Origin of the sequence: Auritidibacter ignavus (assembly GCF_029853775.1) — a bacterium.
GTDB lineage: Bacteria > Actinomycetota > Actinomycetes > Actinomycetales > Micrococcaceae > Auritidibacter > Auritidibacter ignavus.
The window spans coordinates 1,768,079-1,785,082 of sequence record NZ_CP122564.1; the positions used below are offsets into that span (position 1 = coordinate 1,768,079).

Sequence of the window (17,004 nt, forward strand, 5' to 3'; positions counted from 1 at the left end):
GTTATTCAGTTGGCGTGATCTTGTTTTTGAGGTCGCAGTGCACGCGCGTAGGAGCGCCCCCACTGAACAAGAACTGCTTGACGTCGTTTTGGGAGACGTAAGCGGATAAGATCTTCCGCCAGGCGACCATAGTCCTGCGGAATATGATGCGCGTTCAACAAGCTCACGAGCGCGCGCAGGTGGTATTGCAAACTCTTGGGATCACGAGCCACCATCAACGCATCGAGGCGCCCCTTGATCGAACCGCTCTCGGCCCGTTGAGCTAGGGTTCCTACCGCTCTACCTAAATCGATACCTGGCTCGTGCATGAGTTTGCGCTCAGATTGCTGATGCAGGGCAAACATGGAAATCGATACTGCCGCAGCCCACTCGCTGGTCGATAATTCGGGCCCCTTACCGACTGCTGACTCTGGAAGATTCATGAGAACCTCGTCCGCTATAGTTGCCCAGCTCATCGGATTCTCACCCGGTTGCTCTCCAGCAGCACGGCGTAGTCGGGCAAGGGTTGCGCGGCTATGAGATAAAGACCGCGGATTATTTCCGAGCAGTCCGGAGCCCAGCCGATAAGCTGCGGAGCTGACGGCTTTGTAAACCGTGGGCGTCGTTTCCGTTTCCTCGGAAGTACTCCGAGATTCTGTTACTTCTGTCATTATTTAGCACCTACCTTCTGCACCTCATTTTCGGCAGTTTTATTTTGTGTTTGTGTCAATGTGTTGATACGTCGTGAGAATTGATCCCAGGCTGTTACGGCGCTCTTCAACAATCCGTTCTCGTCATGCCATCCGAGGAGAGCTTTCTCACCAGCGCCACGAACGAGCACTTGTGCCTCTGGATAAACCAGTTTCCTAACGAGATCGAGCCACTGTTGTCGGTACTCTGCAGGGTCTACGTCGAGCGAAAAGTTCTCCACCCACTTCTTGAACGGCTCATTTAGCTCCGTCAAAAAGCGCTCTGTTGCTTCGGCGTTGAATGCGTACTCTCCGCCAGCGGCTTCAAGAAGGTTGCCAGCGAATTGACCTAACGAGGTTGCTACGTCCATCGTTCGTTGCGCAGCGGTTATAAGCATCTCTGATGAGGTTGCGTCCCTAGCGGCCAGAGTCGCCAACTTCATCGGAAGTTCTTCATGAATTGTCTGCTTATAACTCGAGCTTTGCGGACCGTATTCAACCCCGACCAATTCAATTCCAACAGACGCTTGTGCATCTTCTTGGAGCCCATTTTCGGGGTCGCGCAACCATCGAATGGTCTCCGGTTGCAAATCTGCAGTATTGTCTAAATCTTCTCTCGCGCCCGTCCTCGTTAACAGTGCTTCGATGCCACGCCACAGAGTTCGTGACGCATTGTGGGTTTTTGGAAACCGTACAACCGACCTTTTCGTCGACTGTTGTTTGCTATACCGATATCCCGTCATAGGATCGTTAAACTGATTGCGCAGTTCGATCCGGTCACCGTTCGCGATCAAAATTCCAACAACATCTTCACCTTGATGAAATAGGCGCACGCGTCGAATCTGCCAGGTCAAGAGTTCGCACGGACCTCGAGGAATGTCTCTGCCATGTGTCTTCGCCGTATCGGGATCATCCCGTTCCCAAACCGGAACATCTTGGGCCATGCTGTCGCCGAACACCATCGTTGGAACAGTGTTGAGTAAGAAAGTCTTAGCTAGATTCGGTCCATGGATGACGACAGCCCCGGAAGCACCGCTCCATCCGGTCCCGATGGGGTACCCTTTGCCACCTTTAACGCGCGGGTCACCCACGGCACCACTTTTGATTCCTGAATAATTCCAAGCTTGCAAGAACAGCAACCAACGTGCAGCTTCGGAAGCATGGACAGAAGTTAGTTCTTCTCCAGCTCGCATGGTGAAATAGTCACTTTCAGCGTCCGGCACCAGTTTTCTGATCCCTGCTGAGTACTCATCTTTTGGCGTCCTGAGGTCATGGACCTGCATAAATGGTCTCTGAGCGTCAAAGAGGTCAAATCGGCCATGCCATTTATCCAGGTACTCATCAATGACCTGTCCGAACGACTCCAAGGTTTCCAAGGTGTATGCCTCACGCCACCACCGGTTTTTATCTGTACCTCTAAGGCTTGTGAGCAAATCGTCATCTCTATTGGCCCGCCAGTAGATGACCAACAGAATTCGCAAGACTGCGAGGTCTTGAGCGGGGGAATCTCCTAGGACTCTCCTAATTTCTGTGACTCGCTGAAAAAGCTCTCGAATGGACAATTGCGCAGTCGTGCCGTCGAGTAATTCGACCTTGATCCAGGCGCGATCAACAAGGTTGAATGACACCGTTTGGTGCGGATCACCCATCATTTTCCTCTCTTCCGTTCCTACCCTGAGCTGTATCGTCTACTAGTCCCAGATCGATGTCGTATCGAAGTTGCCTGCCACATAATTCGGTGCGGTTTGTTTCATCCAGGTTTAATTGAAGTTGCCCTCTGAGCACGGGTGAATCTTGCCAGGCCTGGTCCGTTGCACCCTCTAATTCCGCGAGCGCTCTGTCGAACAAGTGCCAGTTTGAGAAGACATGTGGCAATCTGATGGAACTGGCAGCAATCGCTCTCGCACAGTTCTCATCGGGAGTCATCCCGTGAAACACTGGATCGAAGTCATCGCCGAAGACCTCCGTGATGAGTTCATAGCTTGCCGCGTTCACTTTTCTCGTCAGACACACTTCCAGGGACGGTTCCGTGTCACGAACTTGAGCTAAACCTGCTTCTTCGGAAACGGCATTATTCTCGATGTCTGCAGTCTGTGTCGTCCATAAATCTCGGAAAGAAGTCGCAGACAACGGAGGCTTAAACATAAATGCCTTGGCCTTCGCTTGGGCAACTTCTTTAGCGGATAGGAGTTCTTCTCGTGCTTGTTCAAATTCCTCGGCCCAGCTTCCAGGGCCTAGGCACGACGATCCGTACGTCTGTGCCACAAGGTCAGGAATATCATCGGGTAAGGAAACCAACGGACGGTGGGTCCCACCCCTGTTTTGGAGTAGCGCCCAGGTGTTCATCAGGAGTGCTTTGTGATAGATGAGCTCCTGGGTGGCCTCAAAACAGGTGGCTTGCTCTCATCGCCGTCAACCTCAAGTCCCCTAATTCCAATCTTGAGCTTTCTGGACCATTCCGGCCTGTCCCCTACCGGTCTCTCGTGTCGATGAACGCGACCAACTCGTTGAATAATCAGGTCCATAGGAGCTATATCGGTGACCAGAGCATCAAAATCCACGTCGAGGGATTGTTCAACGACTTGCGTTGCCACAACAATAAGACGATCAGGGCGTCCTTGCCTTCCAGTCTCCGAAGGTCCTAGAGCATCGACAAGGTTTTGTTCCTTCAACACTCGGTGGGCCGCTATAAATCGTGCGTGCAAGAGTTCGGCGTGGTCCCCAACTTTTGCACGCGCTAATCTGTATGCTTCTTGTGCACGCGTCACAGTGTTGCAAAGAACCAAGAGACAGCCTCCGTGCTCTGCCACCTGGTCCATGACCTCGCCAAGAGCGTTCAATCTTTCACCAAGAGACTCAAATTCAAGGGCTCGTCCCGGACTGTTCTCTTGGTGAACCGGAAAAACCTCGATATCGTCTTTGTGTGCAACGGTTACTACCGGATAAGAGTCGCCCGACGACGTGACCGAAGCGGGATCCACAGGTTTTCCGGTCAACCCTTGCCGATAAGAAGCCATTAATTGAGCCTTCACTTCGTGGGGTAGCGTTGCCGAAAGCAATACCACTGGTGTCCCGTAGGCACCTAGCCACATCAAAACCCTGGACAAATAAGAGTTCATGTAGCTTGTATAGGAATGGACTTCGTCGATGATGACGACTTTGCTTGCAATTCCGAGATGTCTCAGCATTGCGTGTTTAGACTGTAGGCCCATCATCAGCACCTGATCTACAGTGCCCACCACAAAATTAGACAAAATGCCCTTCTTGCGGCCATGAAGCCACTGATGCGCAATCACATTTTCAGGCGTTTCAGCCAGCGACGTGTGAGAATCTTTGTCGGTACTGTTGCTGTCAACACCGATCGCAGTCAGGTGTCGTTGCTTCTGTGCAAGCTCCTCTGCGTCAGGGTTTAAGTAGTTTTTTGAGTGACCAAGATATAGTGACGCGACACTGTCTGCACCAACGAAGGATTGGGCCCAACGTCTAACCCGACGGAACAACGCATCGGACGTTGCCATCGTCGGGGCAGCTACCATCACACCGCTACGACCGGTTTGAGCCGCCAAAGTTTCTGCTGCCGCGAGTGCAGCTTCAGTTTTACCGCTTCCTGTATCGGCCTCAAGCGTGATGAGCTTTGGACCTTGAATGTCGCGGGCGATCTTGACTACTGCGCGCTGAGCATTACGCGGCTCTCTCTCGGGTGGCCAAGCAAATCGTTGTTGATACCCAGCAACTACGTCGTCGGGAAAAGCCTTGGCCGGTACAGCTTCAGTCAACGCTAATTTTGCAATGGCTTCATTTCTCCGATGCTCCGACGTTTGCTCATCCGGTGGACTCAAAGGAAAAAAGAACTGGTTCGAGGCGATCCAGTCGCTCATAATCACCAGCGCGGTCAACAGCATCTGCTGAGGCGCACCGAGACTATCGGGCTCATCTGGCAGTCCTGAAGACAGGTCGAACCCCGTTATCTCAGCAATATTCTCTATCATTTCCTGCTGAACTCTGACCCATTGTGCGTCCCTAGCGGGAGCGAAGGCCTTAGCTCGAGACTCTTGTCGTGCCGAGACCGGTAATCCATGGTGAGCACCGACTATTTCTGCGACTGCCAGAACAGCTGAATCCAACAATGGGCCCTCGCCCATAGCCAACCCATCGTAGCTACTCAACTGCGACATTAGAGCGTAAAATGATCCTACCGAGTGAGGATATTTGTCCTCCTTCGCTTCGGGATAATCGAGCATAAATCCCTGTTCAACGAGGCGATCGATATAACCCTGACCGTCCTGGCGCCCGAGTATCTGAGTTTGAAAGACAGGGTCAGCTTTCCCACAATCGTGAACACCAGCGAGAAACGTCGTCAGTTGGCGAAGCCGAGACAGATTCAAGCCCGTTGATGTCGATAAGAAATCTTTAATCCCCGGCGCCAACCAGCTGTCCCACAAATATTCAGCCACAGCGGCCGAATCCATCATGTGTCGTGGCAAATTCATCCACGTGCCGGTATCGGCGTCACCGGTCTTAGCCCAAAGAGCCCGGCTCTCAGCACTCCATTGCACCTGTGAAGCATTCAAAACTACTTATCCTGTCTGTCGCGTGAGTGAGACTACGTAATGCCTTCGCTCTTGAGCATATAGAGTCCTTCCGAGTTAATCAATAGCCCACAACCAGCAATTACCATGTTCTTTATATGAAGGAGAGGTGAGCGTCCGATTCCTGCTACCGCAGGAAGCAGTCGGTAGGAAACTACCGCAACCGCCAATAACCATTGGCTCATCCCCGACGCATCGAGGCAAAAGGACGTTCACACCCTCTGCTCCCTAGAATACCCCTCACTCCGGGGCGAGGTGCGAAGATAAGTCGCTCTCAACGCAACGGGCGATCGCCGGAGGACTCCAGCTCTAATAGATACCGTTTCCAGTCCTCTCCCCCGCGATAGCCACCGAACCCTCCGGAAGCGGGCACCACACGGTGGCACGGCACCAGAATCGGCAACGGATTACTAGAACAACCTGCACCCACCGCACGAGCTGCACCCTCGGCACCTAGCTGATCGGCTACCTGCGCATAGGTCAGGGTCGTTCCGTAAGGAATATCGAGCAGAGCTCGCTGCACGCGGGCCAAAAAGTTCTCCGCTACCGGAAGCGCTATGGGGATGGTAAACGCTTCTCGCTCACCCTGGAAGTACTCCGTTAATTGGGTCTCGGCTCGGTTCAGCACGCGTGAGGATTTCCGTTCCCTCGCGCCCGGGAAGCGTTCCTGAAGAAACTGCAACACTGCGTCGGAGTCGTCGACGAATTCTACGGCCAGTACGGTCTGAGCGTTGGCCACCAGGAGTAAAGGAGTCACCGGCGTCTCGATGACGCGATAGTACTGTCGTTCAGTGGTCATGATGCGCTCATCCTTCCAACTCGGCGCGTGGTAATCATCACATTAGCCCACGCGTGGGACATCGCGTGAGTATCCGGGCACCCAGTGTCTTCGGCGGGGTAGAATTAAACGAAAAAGACCTCGACCGGATCTCTTCTTTCCGGTCAGAGGCCTTTTCTCACGGTGCGCGAGGGGGGACTTGAACCCCCACGATCTTGCGATCACTGGCACCTGAAGCCAGCGCGTCTACCAATTCCGCCACTCGCGCAAATCATGGTACTGTTCCACAGCGAGTCACCACCGTGGGTTGCACAGCGAAAACTATCATAGTCATAGGGAGCTCGATTCACCTAATCGTGAAGCCTTTCGTAGAGAAGGATCACAACTGAGCCACGTTTTTCTCGCATTTCCGCTTGAAAACAGGGTGTATGGTCGAGGAAGTTGTGACCCGTGTAGCCCAAAGATACGCAAGGGCATTACACTTTAGTACTCTGACGTGAGGAGAGAACACCTCCTCGGCCTGTTAGGTCATGTCCGAGGTGTGTTCATGTTCATCTCCTAAAATTGACCCAGATTATTGACGAAGGGGGTGCCTCGGTGGGAGTACTCGACAATCTCGAACGCGGCCTCGAACGTGCCGTGCGAACGGTCTTCACCGCCGGTGGCGCTCGTAAGGTCAAGCCCGTTGAGATCGCTAACGCGCTACGATTGCACTTGGATCGCGAATCCATCTCACTACACGAGGGCCGGACTCTGGTGCCCAATGTCTTTTCGATCTCGTTCTCACCCCAGAACTTTGAACAGATTCGACACTGGGGTTCAGCATTGGCTGAAGAGCTCTGCGATGAGGTCATCCGTCACTCTTCCGAGCAGGGCTATACGCTCCAGGGGCCGGTGCGTGTGACCTTCCTGGAAGATCAGAACGTCTCCCGCGGTGATATCTCGATCGAATCCGAAACGCAGGCCGCGCAGTCCACCCCAGCACCGGCACCGCGACAACAACGCGCCCGGCAACCAGCGCCTGTTGCGCCCACCCAGCTCCAACCGGTTCTCGAAATTGACGGGACCACCTACTCCTTCACGTCTGCGTCTGTCGTGATTGGTCGCTCGTCCGAGGCTGATATCACGATCCAAGATCCCGGGATTTCTCGTCGCCACCTGGAGGTGCGCGTGCACGGAGACAGCGTAACCGCCGTCGACCTGGGCTCCACCAACGGCTTTTATATCAACGGGCAGAAGGCCCGAGGCTCGGCCGTCTTGCGCCACGGGGATACCGTGACCGCCGGACGCACTCGGATGACCTTCCGGATGGTGCCGAAACAACAGTCCCGGCAGGGAGGGTTTTAATGAGCGAACTCGCCGTCGCTGCCCTTCGTTTGGGTCTGCTGGCCGCCCTATGGGTGTTGATCATTGCCATCGTCGCCTCGCAGGGCCGAGATTTGATGGTGGGCCGTCGTAATAAAGTCCGGGGACAACAGGCCGATGCGATTGCCGTCTCCCCCGACGGAGCCCCGGCCAGCCAAGGACCCCGCGCTGATGCCCCGAGCGCCCCTCCACGCGCTTTGGCCACCCAGTTGGTAGTCACCGAAGGGCCCCTGTCCGGACATATCGTGGATCTACAGGGCGCGCCACTGATGATGGGGCGCGCCGCCGAATGCGACCTGGTGCTGGATGATGATTATGTCTCCGGGCGCCATGCTCGCCTGTTCCCGCAGGGTACCCGCTGGTTCCTCGAAGACCTCGGATCCACCAATGGCACCTATATCAACGGCGCGCAACTGGCGCGAACCCTCGCTGTGGAGCCCGGCACCCCGATTCGCATCGGTAAAACCGTGCTGGAGCTGAGGCAATAACAATGGCTTTAATGCTGAATTTTGCCGCCCGATCCGATGTGGGTAGAGTCCGCGCCAAGAACGATGACTCAGCCTATGTGGGTCGTTACTTCGCGGTGGTCGCCGATGGAATGGGCGGACACGTCGGGGGCGATGTCGCCTCTGCCTCAACCGTGCTGGATTTGGCACCATTGGATCGGCCCGATCAGCAAGACCCCGAGAATGTGCTGGCCGATGAAATTCAATCCGCCAACCTGATTCTCAACGACCTGGTCAATACCAACCCCAAACTGGCGGGAATGGGTACCACCTGCACCGCTTTACTGGTCGATCACGACCAGTTGCACATGGCTCACATTGGTGACTCTCGGGCCTATCGCCTGAAAAACGACACCTTTGAGCAAATCAGTAAAGACCACACCTTCGTCCAGCGGCTGATCGATGAAGGCCGTCTCGACCCGGCCGATGCCGAATCTCACCCGCATAAAAACGTGTTGATGCGCGTGCTCGGCGACGTTGATGCCTCCCCCGAACTGGATGTGTCCACCTTTGCTGCCCAGCCCGGCGAACGCTGGCTGTTGTGCTCCGACGGACTCAACGCCGTGGTGGCCGACAACATCATCGAAGAAAAACTACGTTCGGCCGACGACATTGAGCAGGCGGTCGAGGAATTGGTCGACCTGACCTTGGCCGGAGGATCTCCCGATAACGTCACCGTCGTGATCTTCGAAACCGTGCCCGAGGATGAGACCAGCCGTCTGGCCCCGGTGGAAGAAGACACTACCGAGCTGACCCGTTCCGCCCGGGAGATCTCCGAATCCGACCCCCAATCCCCGGTTTCTGCGGCGCTATTACGTCACGATTTGGGCAAACGTCCGCACCTGCTGGTTGGTGCCGCCGCGCTGGCCACCGACACCGACCAGATTCCGATCGTGACCCGCTCATCCTCGGCCAAACGAGCCGCCGCGCTGTTGCACGGCACCCCGCAGGCCCTGGATGCCCCACGAGCTGAGAAGACGTACCAGCCGATCCCCTACCGCACGCTGAATGGCACCTCCGAAGACTTCTCCGACGATACCGACACCTCGCGCCCGCGCGGACGCAACTGGCCATTGATCGCAGCATTGCTCACCATCGTGGTGCTCATTGTCGGTGGCGGGATCGCCGGCTACTTGTGGTCCCAGAACCAGTACTACGTCGGTGTTGATGGCGACCACGTGGCCGTATACCGTGGTGTCGCCCAGGATCTGGGCCCGATCGAGCTCTCCCAGGTCGAAGAAACCACCGATATCCCCCTAGACCGACTCCCCGGCTACACCCGGCAACGGGTCGAGTCCGGGCTGACCGCCCAGGATCTCAACCACGCCCACGATATTTTGGAAGATCTGCGCAGCTCCATGATCCCTGAAGCACCGCCGGTGGAGTTGCCCTCCCCCCAACCGACCGACCCCGATATTCCCGAGGTCAGCAATTCTCGCGCATCGGGTGCCGTCGCTGGCGCCACCGGCGGAGCGATTGGAGGTACCGGATCATGACCGTCGTCTCCCCCTCCCGTCCCCGCCGGGCCACCGAGCTGCTGCTGATCATCCTGGCCCTAGCCATCGGCATCGCCGCTAACGTACTGGCCGGTATCGGCATGGAAACCCCGATCACCAACGACTACTGGATCCAGGCCGGGGTGATGACCGTGTTGGCCTTCGCCTTCCATGTCGTGTTGCGCGTCAAAGCGCGCTACGCTGACCCCTACATTCTGCCGATCGTGCTGACCCTGAACGGTCTGGGGATCGCGATGATCCACCGGTTGGACCTGGCCAAAGACCCCCAAACCCACTTCGCCAGTTCCCAGCTGGTCTGGACCACCTTGGCGATGGTGATCGCCATGGGCATTCTGTGGTTCCTCAACGATCACCGCAGACTACGCAACTGGACCTACCTGTTCTTGGTTGCCTCCGGTGTGATGCTGGTGTTGCCACTGATCCCCGGGCTCGGCATGGAGATCAACGGTGCCCGCATTTGGGTCAACCTCGGCATCGGTCAATTCCAGCCCGGTGAAATCGCCAAGATCACCCTGGCCATCTTCTTCGCCGGCTACCTCTCGGCCAACCGCGACTTGATCCTGTTGGCCGGGAAGAAAATCGGTCCCATGGCATTCCCACGCGTGCGCGACCTGGCCCCGCTGGTCGTTGCCTGGCTGATCTCGATGGGCGTGCTGATCTTCCAGCGCGACCTGGGTTCAGCGGTTTTGTTCTTCGGCCTCTTTCTGGCCATGATCTACCTGGCCACCTCCCGGCTGTCCTGGATCATCCTCGGTCTGCTCGCGGTGGCAATCGGCGGTACCTTCGCCGTCTCGACTTTCGACCACGTCCAAGCCCGCATCAACGGCTGGCTGAACGCCTTCGACCCCGAGGTCATCAACGCCCAGGGAGGCTCCCACCAGGTGGTGCAGGGCCTGTTCGGGTTGGCCTCCGGGGGTCTGCTAGGCACCGGACTGGGTGGCGGTCGGCCGGACCTGGTGTATGCGGCCAACTCGGATATGATTATCGCCAGCTTCGGTGAAGAAGTCGGCTTTGTCGGTCTGGCCGCCATTATCCTGCTCTTTGTGTTGCTAATAACCCGGTTCATCCGCGCTGCTCTGGGCGCCCGCGACTCCTTCGGAAAACTGTTGGCCGCCGGGTTGGCGGTCTCCATCGGGATCCAGTGCTTCGTGGTGATGGGCGGAGTCTTACGCGTCATTCCGCTCACCGGCCTGACCACACCCTTCATGGCCGCCGGTGGTACCTCAATTCTGGCCAACTGGATCATTGTGGCCCTGGTGCTGATGGTCTCCCATGCGGCCCGGCGCCCAATCATCGTCGGCCCCATGGTCAACGCCTCCGGAGACGGATCCGGTACCGGTGACCGCGCCCATGCCGAAGGTGCTACGCCGAGCACCCCACAGTCGGTCAGCACCCAGCCGTCCAGCACCCCTCCGGCCACCGCTGGTGGTGGTCACCAGTGAACCAATCAATCCGTCACGCCTGGATGGTGTTGGTGGCCATGTTCGTGGTGCTGTTGGCTGCCGCCAGCTATGTGCAAGTCATTGGCGCCCAAGAGTTGAACAACAATGAAGCCAATACGCGCCAGCTGTACCAGCAATTTGGCTCCAACCGTGGCCCGATTCTGGTCGATGGCGAACCTATTGCTGAATCGGTCCCGGCCGACTCAGATAACTTTGACTACCAGCGCGTCTACCACGAGCCCGAAAAGTACTCGGGCCTGACCGGCTTCTACTCACTGACCTACGGGGCCACCGGACTGGAAAATAAACTGAATGCCGAACTGTCTGGAACCGCCGACGGGATGATTGCTGACCGGCTGAACAACTTGTTGACCGGTGGCGAGCAACGTGGCGCCCAGGTCGAGCTCACCATTGACCCACAGATGCAAGAGATCGCCTATTCGGTGCTTCCCGACGGGATTAAATCCTCGGTGGTGATCTCCGATCCGGCCACCGGCGACGTTCTGGCCATGGCTTCCAAGCCCAGCTACGACACCAACCTGCTGGCCACCCATTCCGGTGCTGAAGCACGGCAGAATATGGAAGAGATCACCTCCCAAGAAGGGCTCTCCCCCTATCGCACCGCCGCCACCCAAGAGGCGGTGGCACCGGGCTCCACCTTTAAGCTGATCCAGGCCTCGGCCATGCTCGAGTCCGGCGACTACGATCCCGATACCACCTTAGATCTGCCAAACTCCATTACGCTGCCACAGACCGACGGTCTGCAGTTGCGCAACTTCGAAGGTGGCCTCTGCAGTAGTCCTAACCAGGCTGATTTCCGCTATATCTTCGCTCAGTCCTGTAACACTCCGTTCGCCACCGCGGCCATGGAGATGGGACAGGAACCGATTGTGGAGATGGCAGAGGCCTTCGGCTTCAACGACACCTTTGACATGCCACTAACGGCGACTAATTCCAGCAGCTTCCCCACCGAGCAGTTACCCGACGCCACCCTGGCCCAGTCGATTCTGGGTGCGGTGGATGTCCGCGCCACCGCTTTGCAGATGAACATGGTGGCCGCCGGTATTGCAAACGACGGCACACTGATGAAACCCCAGCTGATCGATACGGTGCGCGGTCCCGATCTGAACTTGCTGGAGGACCCCGAACCCGAGGTCTACTCCGAGCCGATCAGTGCCGAGACCGCCAACGAGCTCACCGGCATGATGCAGGAAGCCGTGCAATCTGGTACCGCGATCTCGTCCCGATCCAATCAGGTTGATATTGCAGCCAAGACCGGTACCGGTCAGATCTCAGACTCCACCGGTGCCGATACCACAGTGCACTCCTGGATCACCGGCTTTGCTCCGGCCGATGATCCCCAGGTGGCGGTCACGCTGGTTTACGAAGACGTTCCATATGACACGGGGCACCAACTGACGGTAGATAATATGAAGAAGATCATGGAGGCGGTGGTCGAGCAGTGAGACCAACATCCGGGATGACGCTGGGCGGGCGCTACCAGCTCACCGATCGCATCGCCATTGGCGGTATGGGTGAAGTATGGAAGGCTCGCGATACGGTATTGGGTCGCATTACCGCGATCAAAATCCTCAAAGAGGAATATACCGGTGATACCAATTTCCTACGCCGGTTCCGTGCCGAGGCACAGCACACCGCGCTACTGAACCACCCCGGGGTGGCCAATGTCTTCGACTATGGGGAAGAAGAGGGCTGTGGCTACCTGGTCATGGAGCTCGTTGATGGCCCACCGCTGAGCGCCATCTTGGAGAAGGAAAAGGTCCTCTCCGCCGATCGGACCCTGACCATCATTGCCCAGACCGCCCGGGCACTGTCTGCCGCTCACGCCCAAGGTCTGGTCCACCGTGACGTTAAACCCGGCAACCTGTTGATCACCGCCAATGACCGGGTGAAAGTCACCGACTTCGGCATCGCTCGCCTGGCCGACCAAGTCCCGCTGACCGCCACCGGCCAGGTCATGGGTACCGCCCAATACCTGGCCCCGGAACAGGCCACCGGCCAGCAAGCCACCGGATCCTCCGACATCTACTCGCTGGGGATTATCGCCTATGAGTGCCTAGCTGGGCACCGCCCCTTCACCGGCGAATCCCAGATCGCCATCGCCCTAGCCCAGGTCAACGACGCCCCGCCGGAATTGCCGGAGTCCATTCCGGAACCGGTCCGCGCGCTGGTGATGTCGATGCTGTCCAAGGAACCCGAAGACCGGCCCCAAGACGCCAATGCCCTGGCCACCGCAGCCGAAGCACTGCATCGTGATGACACTGACGCCGCCGTCGGTGCGGTGCCGGGGATGATTCCCTTCCTGTCCGGCTCCGCCGCAACCGGTGGCGACGAAGATACCGCCACCCAGGCCATACAGACTCAAGCCATCGACACCCGTGGTGAACGCACCCAGGCTCTGGCAGCCGAGCAGACCAACCCAGCCACCGCCGCCTTGCCGCTGACCGGGGCCGGGGAAGGAACCCTGGACGAGGACGCTGAGCCCGGCCACGAACCACTCAGTGTGGACGAAACAGGCGAAGGTGACTCCGACTCACCGGGCAAACGCAAGCGTAGCCCCTGGACCTGGCCACTGATCGGGTTGATCATTTTGGTGCTGTTCACCGTGATCGGAATGTGGATCTCCTCGGTACTGAATAACGACGAGGAGCCCGATCCCGAGCCCACCGAATCCGCTTCGGAAGCCTCCGTGGAGGTCAATGCCGACGACTACGTCGGCCGTCAGGTTGACGAGGTCGAAGAAGAACTGACGGATTTGGGCTTTGAGGTCACTACGCAGGAGCGCGAAGATAGTGCTCCAGCCGGTGAGGTGCTCTCGCTGAACCCCACCGGAACGGTGGCCGAGGGGAGCGAAATTACCGTGAACTACTCGAATGGTCAAGGTGGCCAGCAGCAGAACCCCGGCACCCAACAGCAACAACAGCAACAGCAGGCACCGCCACAGAACCAGCAGCAGCCCCAGCAAACCCAACAACAGCAACAGGCACCGCCGCAGAACCAGCAGCAACAACGCCGGCAACAAACCCACCAACCACGACCCCAACAGACCCAGCAGGACCAACCGGAACCCACCCAGCAACCGGAGCCAACTCAGCAACAGCAGACCCCGGACGAACAGCCCGGCAACGGTCAGGGCAATGGTCAGGGCAACGGCCAGGCCAACGGTGGTGGCCAAACCCAGCAGGGTGGCCAACAAAACCCGGGTCAGACAGCGACCAACGGGCAGGGTGAGCAGAACGGTAACGCGCAGTCTCAGCGCAACGCCGAACTTCACGACCAGGCACCGCAGAACCGTTCCGAACAAAATCACCGGGAGACCTCCAGCCACGAAAACCGGTACTCACACGACAATTCCCTGCTCGCCTAGCGGTTCGGCCGTCCTGATAGGATTCTCCACGTGTCAGAACAGCAAGTACTCAACAATCGGTATGAGATCGGCGAGCTCATCGGTCGCGGCGGAATGGCCGACGTCTACCTGGGCCACGATCAACGCTTAGGTCGCCAGGTGGCGATCAAGATGATGCGCCCGGATCTGGCACGCGACCCCCAATTTCAGACCCGGTTCCAACGCGAGGCCCACTCCTCGGCTGCCCTGAATCACCCGAATATCGTGGCAGTGTTCGACACCGGAGAAGAGCGCCTGCCCGATACCGATCACACCGGGGTATCCTGCCCCTTTATGATCATGGAGTACGTCTCCGGCTCCACCTTACGCACCTTGTTGCGCTCCAGTGAGGTCAGCATCGATGACGCGGTGCATTGGATGTCAGGAGTTCTGGCTGCGCTGAACTACTCGCACGAACACGACATCGTGCACCGCGACATTAAACCGGCCAACGTGATGGTCACCGAGACCGGCGATGTGAAGGTCATGGACTTCGGGATCGCCCGAGCCCTGTCAGATTCCTCCACGACCATGACGCAGACCCAAGCGGTCGTCGGCACCGCCCAGTACCTCTCCCCCGAGCAGGCTCGCGGCGAGCAGGTCGATTACCGCTCCGATCTGTACTCGGCCGGTTGTGTGCTGTTCGAACTGGTTACCGGCCGTCCCCCGTTCGTGGGCGAATCACCGGTCTCGGTGGCCTATCAGCACGTGCGGGAAGACCCCCCGATGGCCTCGACCATCAACCCAGACGTGACCCCGGCCCTGGAAGCGGTGATCACCAAAGCCCTGTCGAAAGATCCCGATGATCGGTTCGATACCGGTGCCGACTTCGCCCAAGCCTTGGAAAATGCCCACTACCACGGCATCTTCCCCGATCACGACGAAGAAGCCACGACCCAGCACACCACGGTGCTACCGGCTGCCGTCCCGATGGCCGGCCCCGGGTCGGAGGCCGAGGCCACCCAGGCATTCTCCACCGTCTCGGCCACCGAATCCGAGCAGGACCCCCTGGATCCCTTTGCCCCGAACCACGACGACGAGGGCTACGTGGTCGAAGATCTCGACGAGCCCCAACCGCGCAAGAAGAAAAAATCTACCGCGTGGATCTGGATCGTGGTCCTGTTGCTCTTGTCCGGTGCCGGCGTGGCCGGCTGGTGGTTCTATCAAGACTGGCAGCAACAACAGATTGAACAATCTCAGGTCACCGTGCCGGACGTGGCCGGGATGTCGCAGACCGATGCCCAAAATGCATTGACCACCGCCGGATTGCGTCCGGTGATTGAGAACGTCCACGACGACGAAATTGCCGCCGATATTGCGGTGGGCACCGACCCGGCTGCCGGCGAGACGCTGCAGGAATATGATGAGATCACCTTGAAGATCTCGATGGGTCCCGAAGAGGTCGTCTTGCCCGAGGATTTGGCTGGTGCCTCTGAGGCGACCGTGCGCGATACGCTGGAAGGTCTGGGCCTGCGGGTCGACGATATCAACTACGTCAATTCGGCCACGGTGGATCGTGACCGACTGGTCAATACCAACCCGGAGCTGGGTTCAACGGTCTCCTATGGGGCAACGATTTCGTTGCAGATGTCCAACGGTCAGGTCGAAGTGCCCGATGTGATCGGCAGATCTCAGGCCGATGCCGTCCAGGCCCTGGAAGCTGATGGTGTGGGACTGTCGGCCAATGTGGAGACCGAAGAGACCGATGAAGCCCAACCCGATACGGTCATCAAACAGTCGGTGACCGGTGGCAACACCGTCGATCAGGGCTCCACCATTACCATCACGGTGGCCATTGAACCACCAGAACCCACCCCGACCGACGAGCAGACCACAGCCGAGCCCTCGCCGGAGGAAGATACCACCAGTCCGGAGGAGTCCGAGCCGGAGGAGACCACATCCACACCGGAGGACGAGAACTAACCCGCAATGCCCGGCACCGCCCGGCAACCCCGGGTAGATGCGGCTAGAGTGTGTTCACCCAGTTGCGGAGCATCTCGTGGCCACCTTCAGTCATCAGTGCCTCGGGGTGGAATTGCACTCCCCAAATCGGCAGGTGGCGATGCGCAAAGGCCATCGGTACCCCATCCGCTGTTGTGGCGGTGACCTCCAAGACGGTCTCATCCACGGTGTCACGTTCGGCTGCCAGGGAGTGGTAACGGGTGGCGGTAAAAGGATTGGGCACCGCCTCAAACATCGGGTGATCGGTGTGGGTCACGCTCGAGTTCTTGCCGTGGAGCTGTTGGGCAGCGCGGGAGATCCGGGCCCCGTACACCTCACCGATAGCCTGGTGCCCCAGACACACACCATATAGTGGCTTGGCCTGCTCAGCGGCCCAGCGAATCAGGTCCATGCTCACCCCCGCCGAGCTGGGATCACCGGGACCCGGGGAGATGAGCACCCCGTCAGCGGCCTGCGCGCGTTCCACGAACTCCTCCCAGCTCAGCGCGTCATTGCGCAACACCTCAACCTCGGCACCGGCATCGCGCAAATAGTTGATCACGGTGAACACGAAGCTATCGTAGTTGTCAATCACCAGAATGCGGGGGGACCTGGAGATCACTGCTCTGTCTCCAGGGTGGCATCGGAGAAGAACCCGAATTCAGACATCCACGGGTAGACGAACTCCATCAGCACAAACACGATCAGGGCAAGCAGGACGAGCACTTCGATCCACTTCAGCCAGGTGGGCCCGGGCAAGATATGGAAAAACCAGGCGTACATGATGTTCTC

14 protein-coding genes and 1 tRNA gene are annotated in these 17,004 nt (G+C 58.1%); 7 read left to right on the forward strand and 8 right to left on the reverse strand.

Translation table 11 applies throughout. The features are described 5' to 3' along the window. Positions 1-5: 5 nt before the first annotated feature. The 6 genes from casB to QDX22_RS08090 form a co-directional block, all read right to left on the reverse strand. Positions 6-650 carry a type I-E CRISPR-associated protein Cse2/CasB gene (casB, locus tag QDX22_RS08065; RefSeq protein ID WP_110122878.1) on the reverse strand — a complete coding sequence of 215 codons (645 nt, stop codon included), beginning with the start codon at positions 648-650 and terminating at the stop codon, positions 6-8. Then, the gene (casA, locus tag QDX22_RS08070) at positions 650-2,320 is read right to left on the reverse strand and encodes a type I-E CRISPR-associated protein Cse1/CasA (RefSeq protein WP_279717738.1); all 1,671 of its coding nucleotides are present in this window, start codon (positions 2,318-2,320) and stop codon (positions 650-652) included. Before casA ends, casB begins: the two co-directional genes overlap by 1 nt. Then, positions 2,310-3,014, reverse strand: coding sequence for a hypothetical protein (locus tag QDX22_RS08075; RefSeq protein WP_279717739.1), 705 nt, complete (start codon positions 3,012-3,014; stop codon positions 2,310-2,312). The genes casA and QDX22_RS08075 overlap by 11 nt, the downstream gene beginning before the upstream one ends. Then, positions 3,014-5,224: a CRISPR-associated helicase Cas3' gene (gene cas3, locus QDX22_RS08080; RefSeq protein ID WP_279718190.1), complete on the reverse strand. Its 2,211-nt coding sequence runs from the start codon at positions 5,222-5,224 to the stop codon at positions 3,014-3,016. The genes QDX22_RS08075 and cas3 overlap by 1 nt, the downstream gene beginning before the upstream one ends. A 307-nt stretch (positions 5,225-5,531) precedes the next feature. Continuing rightward, a complete protein-coding gene (locus QDX22_RS08085) occupies positions 5,532-6,056 on the reverse strand; it encodes a methylated-DNA--[protein]-cysteine S-methyltransferase (RefSeq protein ID WP_279717740.1) in 525 nt (174 codons plus the stop codon). A 163-nt stretch (positions 6,057-6,219) separates the two neighbouring features. After that, positions 6,220-6,303 (reverse strand) — tRNA-Leu (locus QDX22_RS08090). A gap of 329 nt (positions 6,304-6,632) precedes the next feature. On the opposite strand from QDX22_RS08090, the gene QDX22_RS08095 reads away from it, so the two are divergent. From QDX22_RS08095 to pknB, 7 genes are read left to right on the forward strand one after another with little or no spacing between them, the layout of a single operon-like run. Further along, positions 6,633-7,382, forward strand: coding sequence for an FhaA domain-containing protein (locus QDX22_RS08095; RefSeq protein ID WP_279718191.1), 750 nt, complete (start codon positions 6,633-6,635; stop codon positions 7,380-7,382). Further along, the gene (locus QDX22_RS08100; RefSeq protein WP_110101473.1) at positions 7,382-7,888 is read left to right on the forward strand and encodes an FHA domain-containing protein FhaB/FipA; all 507 of its coding nucleotides are present in this window, start codon (positions 7,382-7,384) and stop codon (positions 7,886-7,888) included. Before QDX22_RS08095 ends, QDX22_RS08100 begins: the two co-directional genes overlap by 1 nt. Before the next feature lie 2 nt (positions 7,889-7,890). Next, on the forward strand, positions 7,891-9,402 hold the full coding sequence (locus tag QDX22_RS08105) for a PP2C family protein-serine/threonine phosphatase (RefSeq protein WP_110099213.1): 1,512 nt from the start codon (positions 7,891-7,893) through the stop codon (positions 9,400-9,402). After that, entirely contained in the window at positions 9,399-10,865 is a 1,467-nt protein-coding gene (locus QDX22_RS08110; protein WP_110099212.1) for an FtsW/RodA/SpoVE family cell cycle protein, read from the forward strand. The genes QDX22_RS08105 and QDX22_RS08110 overlap by 4 nt, the downstream gene beginning before the upstream one ends. After that, the gene (locus tag QDX22_RS08115) at positions 10,862-12,331 is read left to right on the forward strand and encodes a penicillin-binding transpeptidase domain-containing protein (RefSeq protein WP_279717741.1); all 1,470 of its coding nucleotides are present in this window, start codon (positions 10,862-10,864) and stop codon (positions 12,329-12,331) included. Before QDX22_RS08110 ends, QDX22_RS08115 begins: the two co-directional genes overlap by 4 nt. Beyond that, on the forward strand, positions 12,328-14,253 hold the full coding sequence (locus QDX22_RS08120; RefSeq protein ID WP_110101471.1) for a protein kinase domain-containing protein: 1,926 nt from the start codon (positions 12,328-12,330) through the stop codon (positions 14,251-14,253). Before QDX22_RS08115 ends, QDX22_RS08120 begins: the two co-directional genes overlap by 4 nt. 30 nt (positions 14,254-14,283) lie before the next feature. After that, entirely contained in the window at positions 14,284-16,194 is a 1,911-nt protein-coding gene (pknB, locus tag QDX22_RS08125) for a Stk1 family PASTA domain-containing Ser/Thr kinase (protein ID WP_168186111.1), read from the forward strand. Positions 16,195-16,237: 43 nt separating this feature from the next. Here the strand turns inward: pknB and QDX22_RS08130 are convergent, their stop codons facing one another. Next, positions 16,238-16,831 (reverse strand): anthranilate synthase component II, encoded by a 594-nt coding sequence (locus QDX22_RS08130; protein ID WP_110099280.1) that lies wholly within the window; start codon positions 16,829-16,831, stop codon positions 16,238-16,240. Next, positions 16,831-16,995 (reverse strand): hypothetical protein, encoded by a 165-nt coding sequence (locus QDX22_RS08135; RefSeq protein ID WP_166769954.1) that lies wholly within the window; start codon positions 16,993-16,995, stop codon positions 16,831-16,833. The genes QDX22_RS08130 and QDX22_RS08135 overlap by 1 nt, the downstream gene beginning before the upstream one ends. Positions 16,996-17,004: the final 9 nt, after the last annotated feature.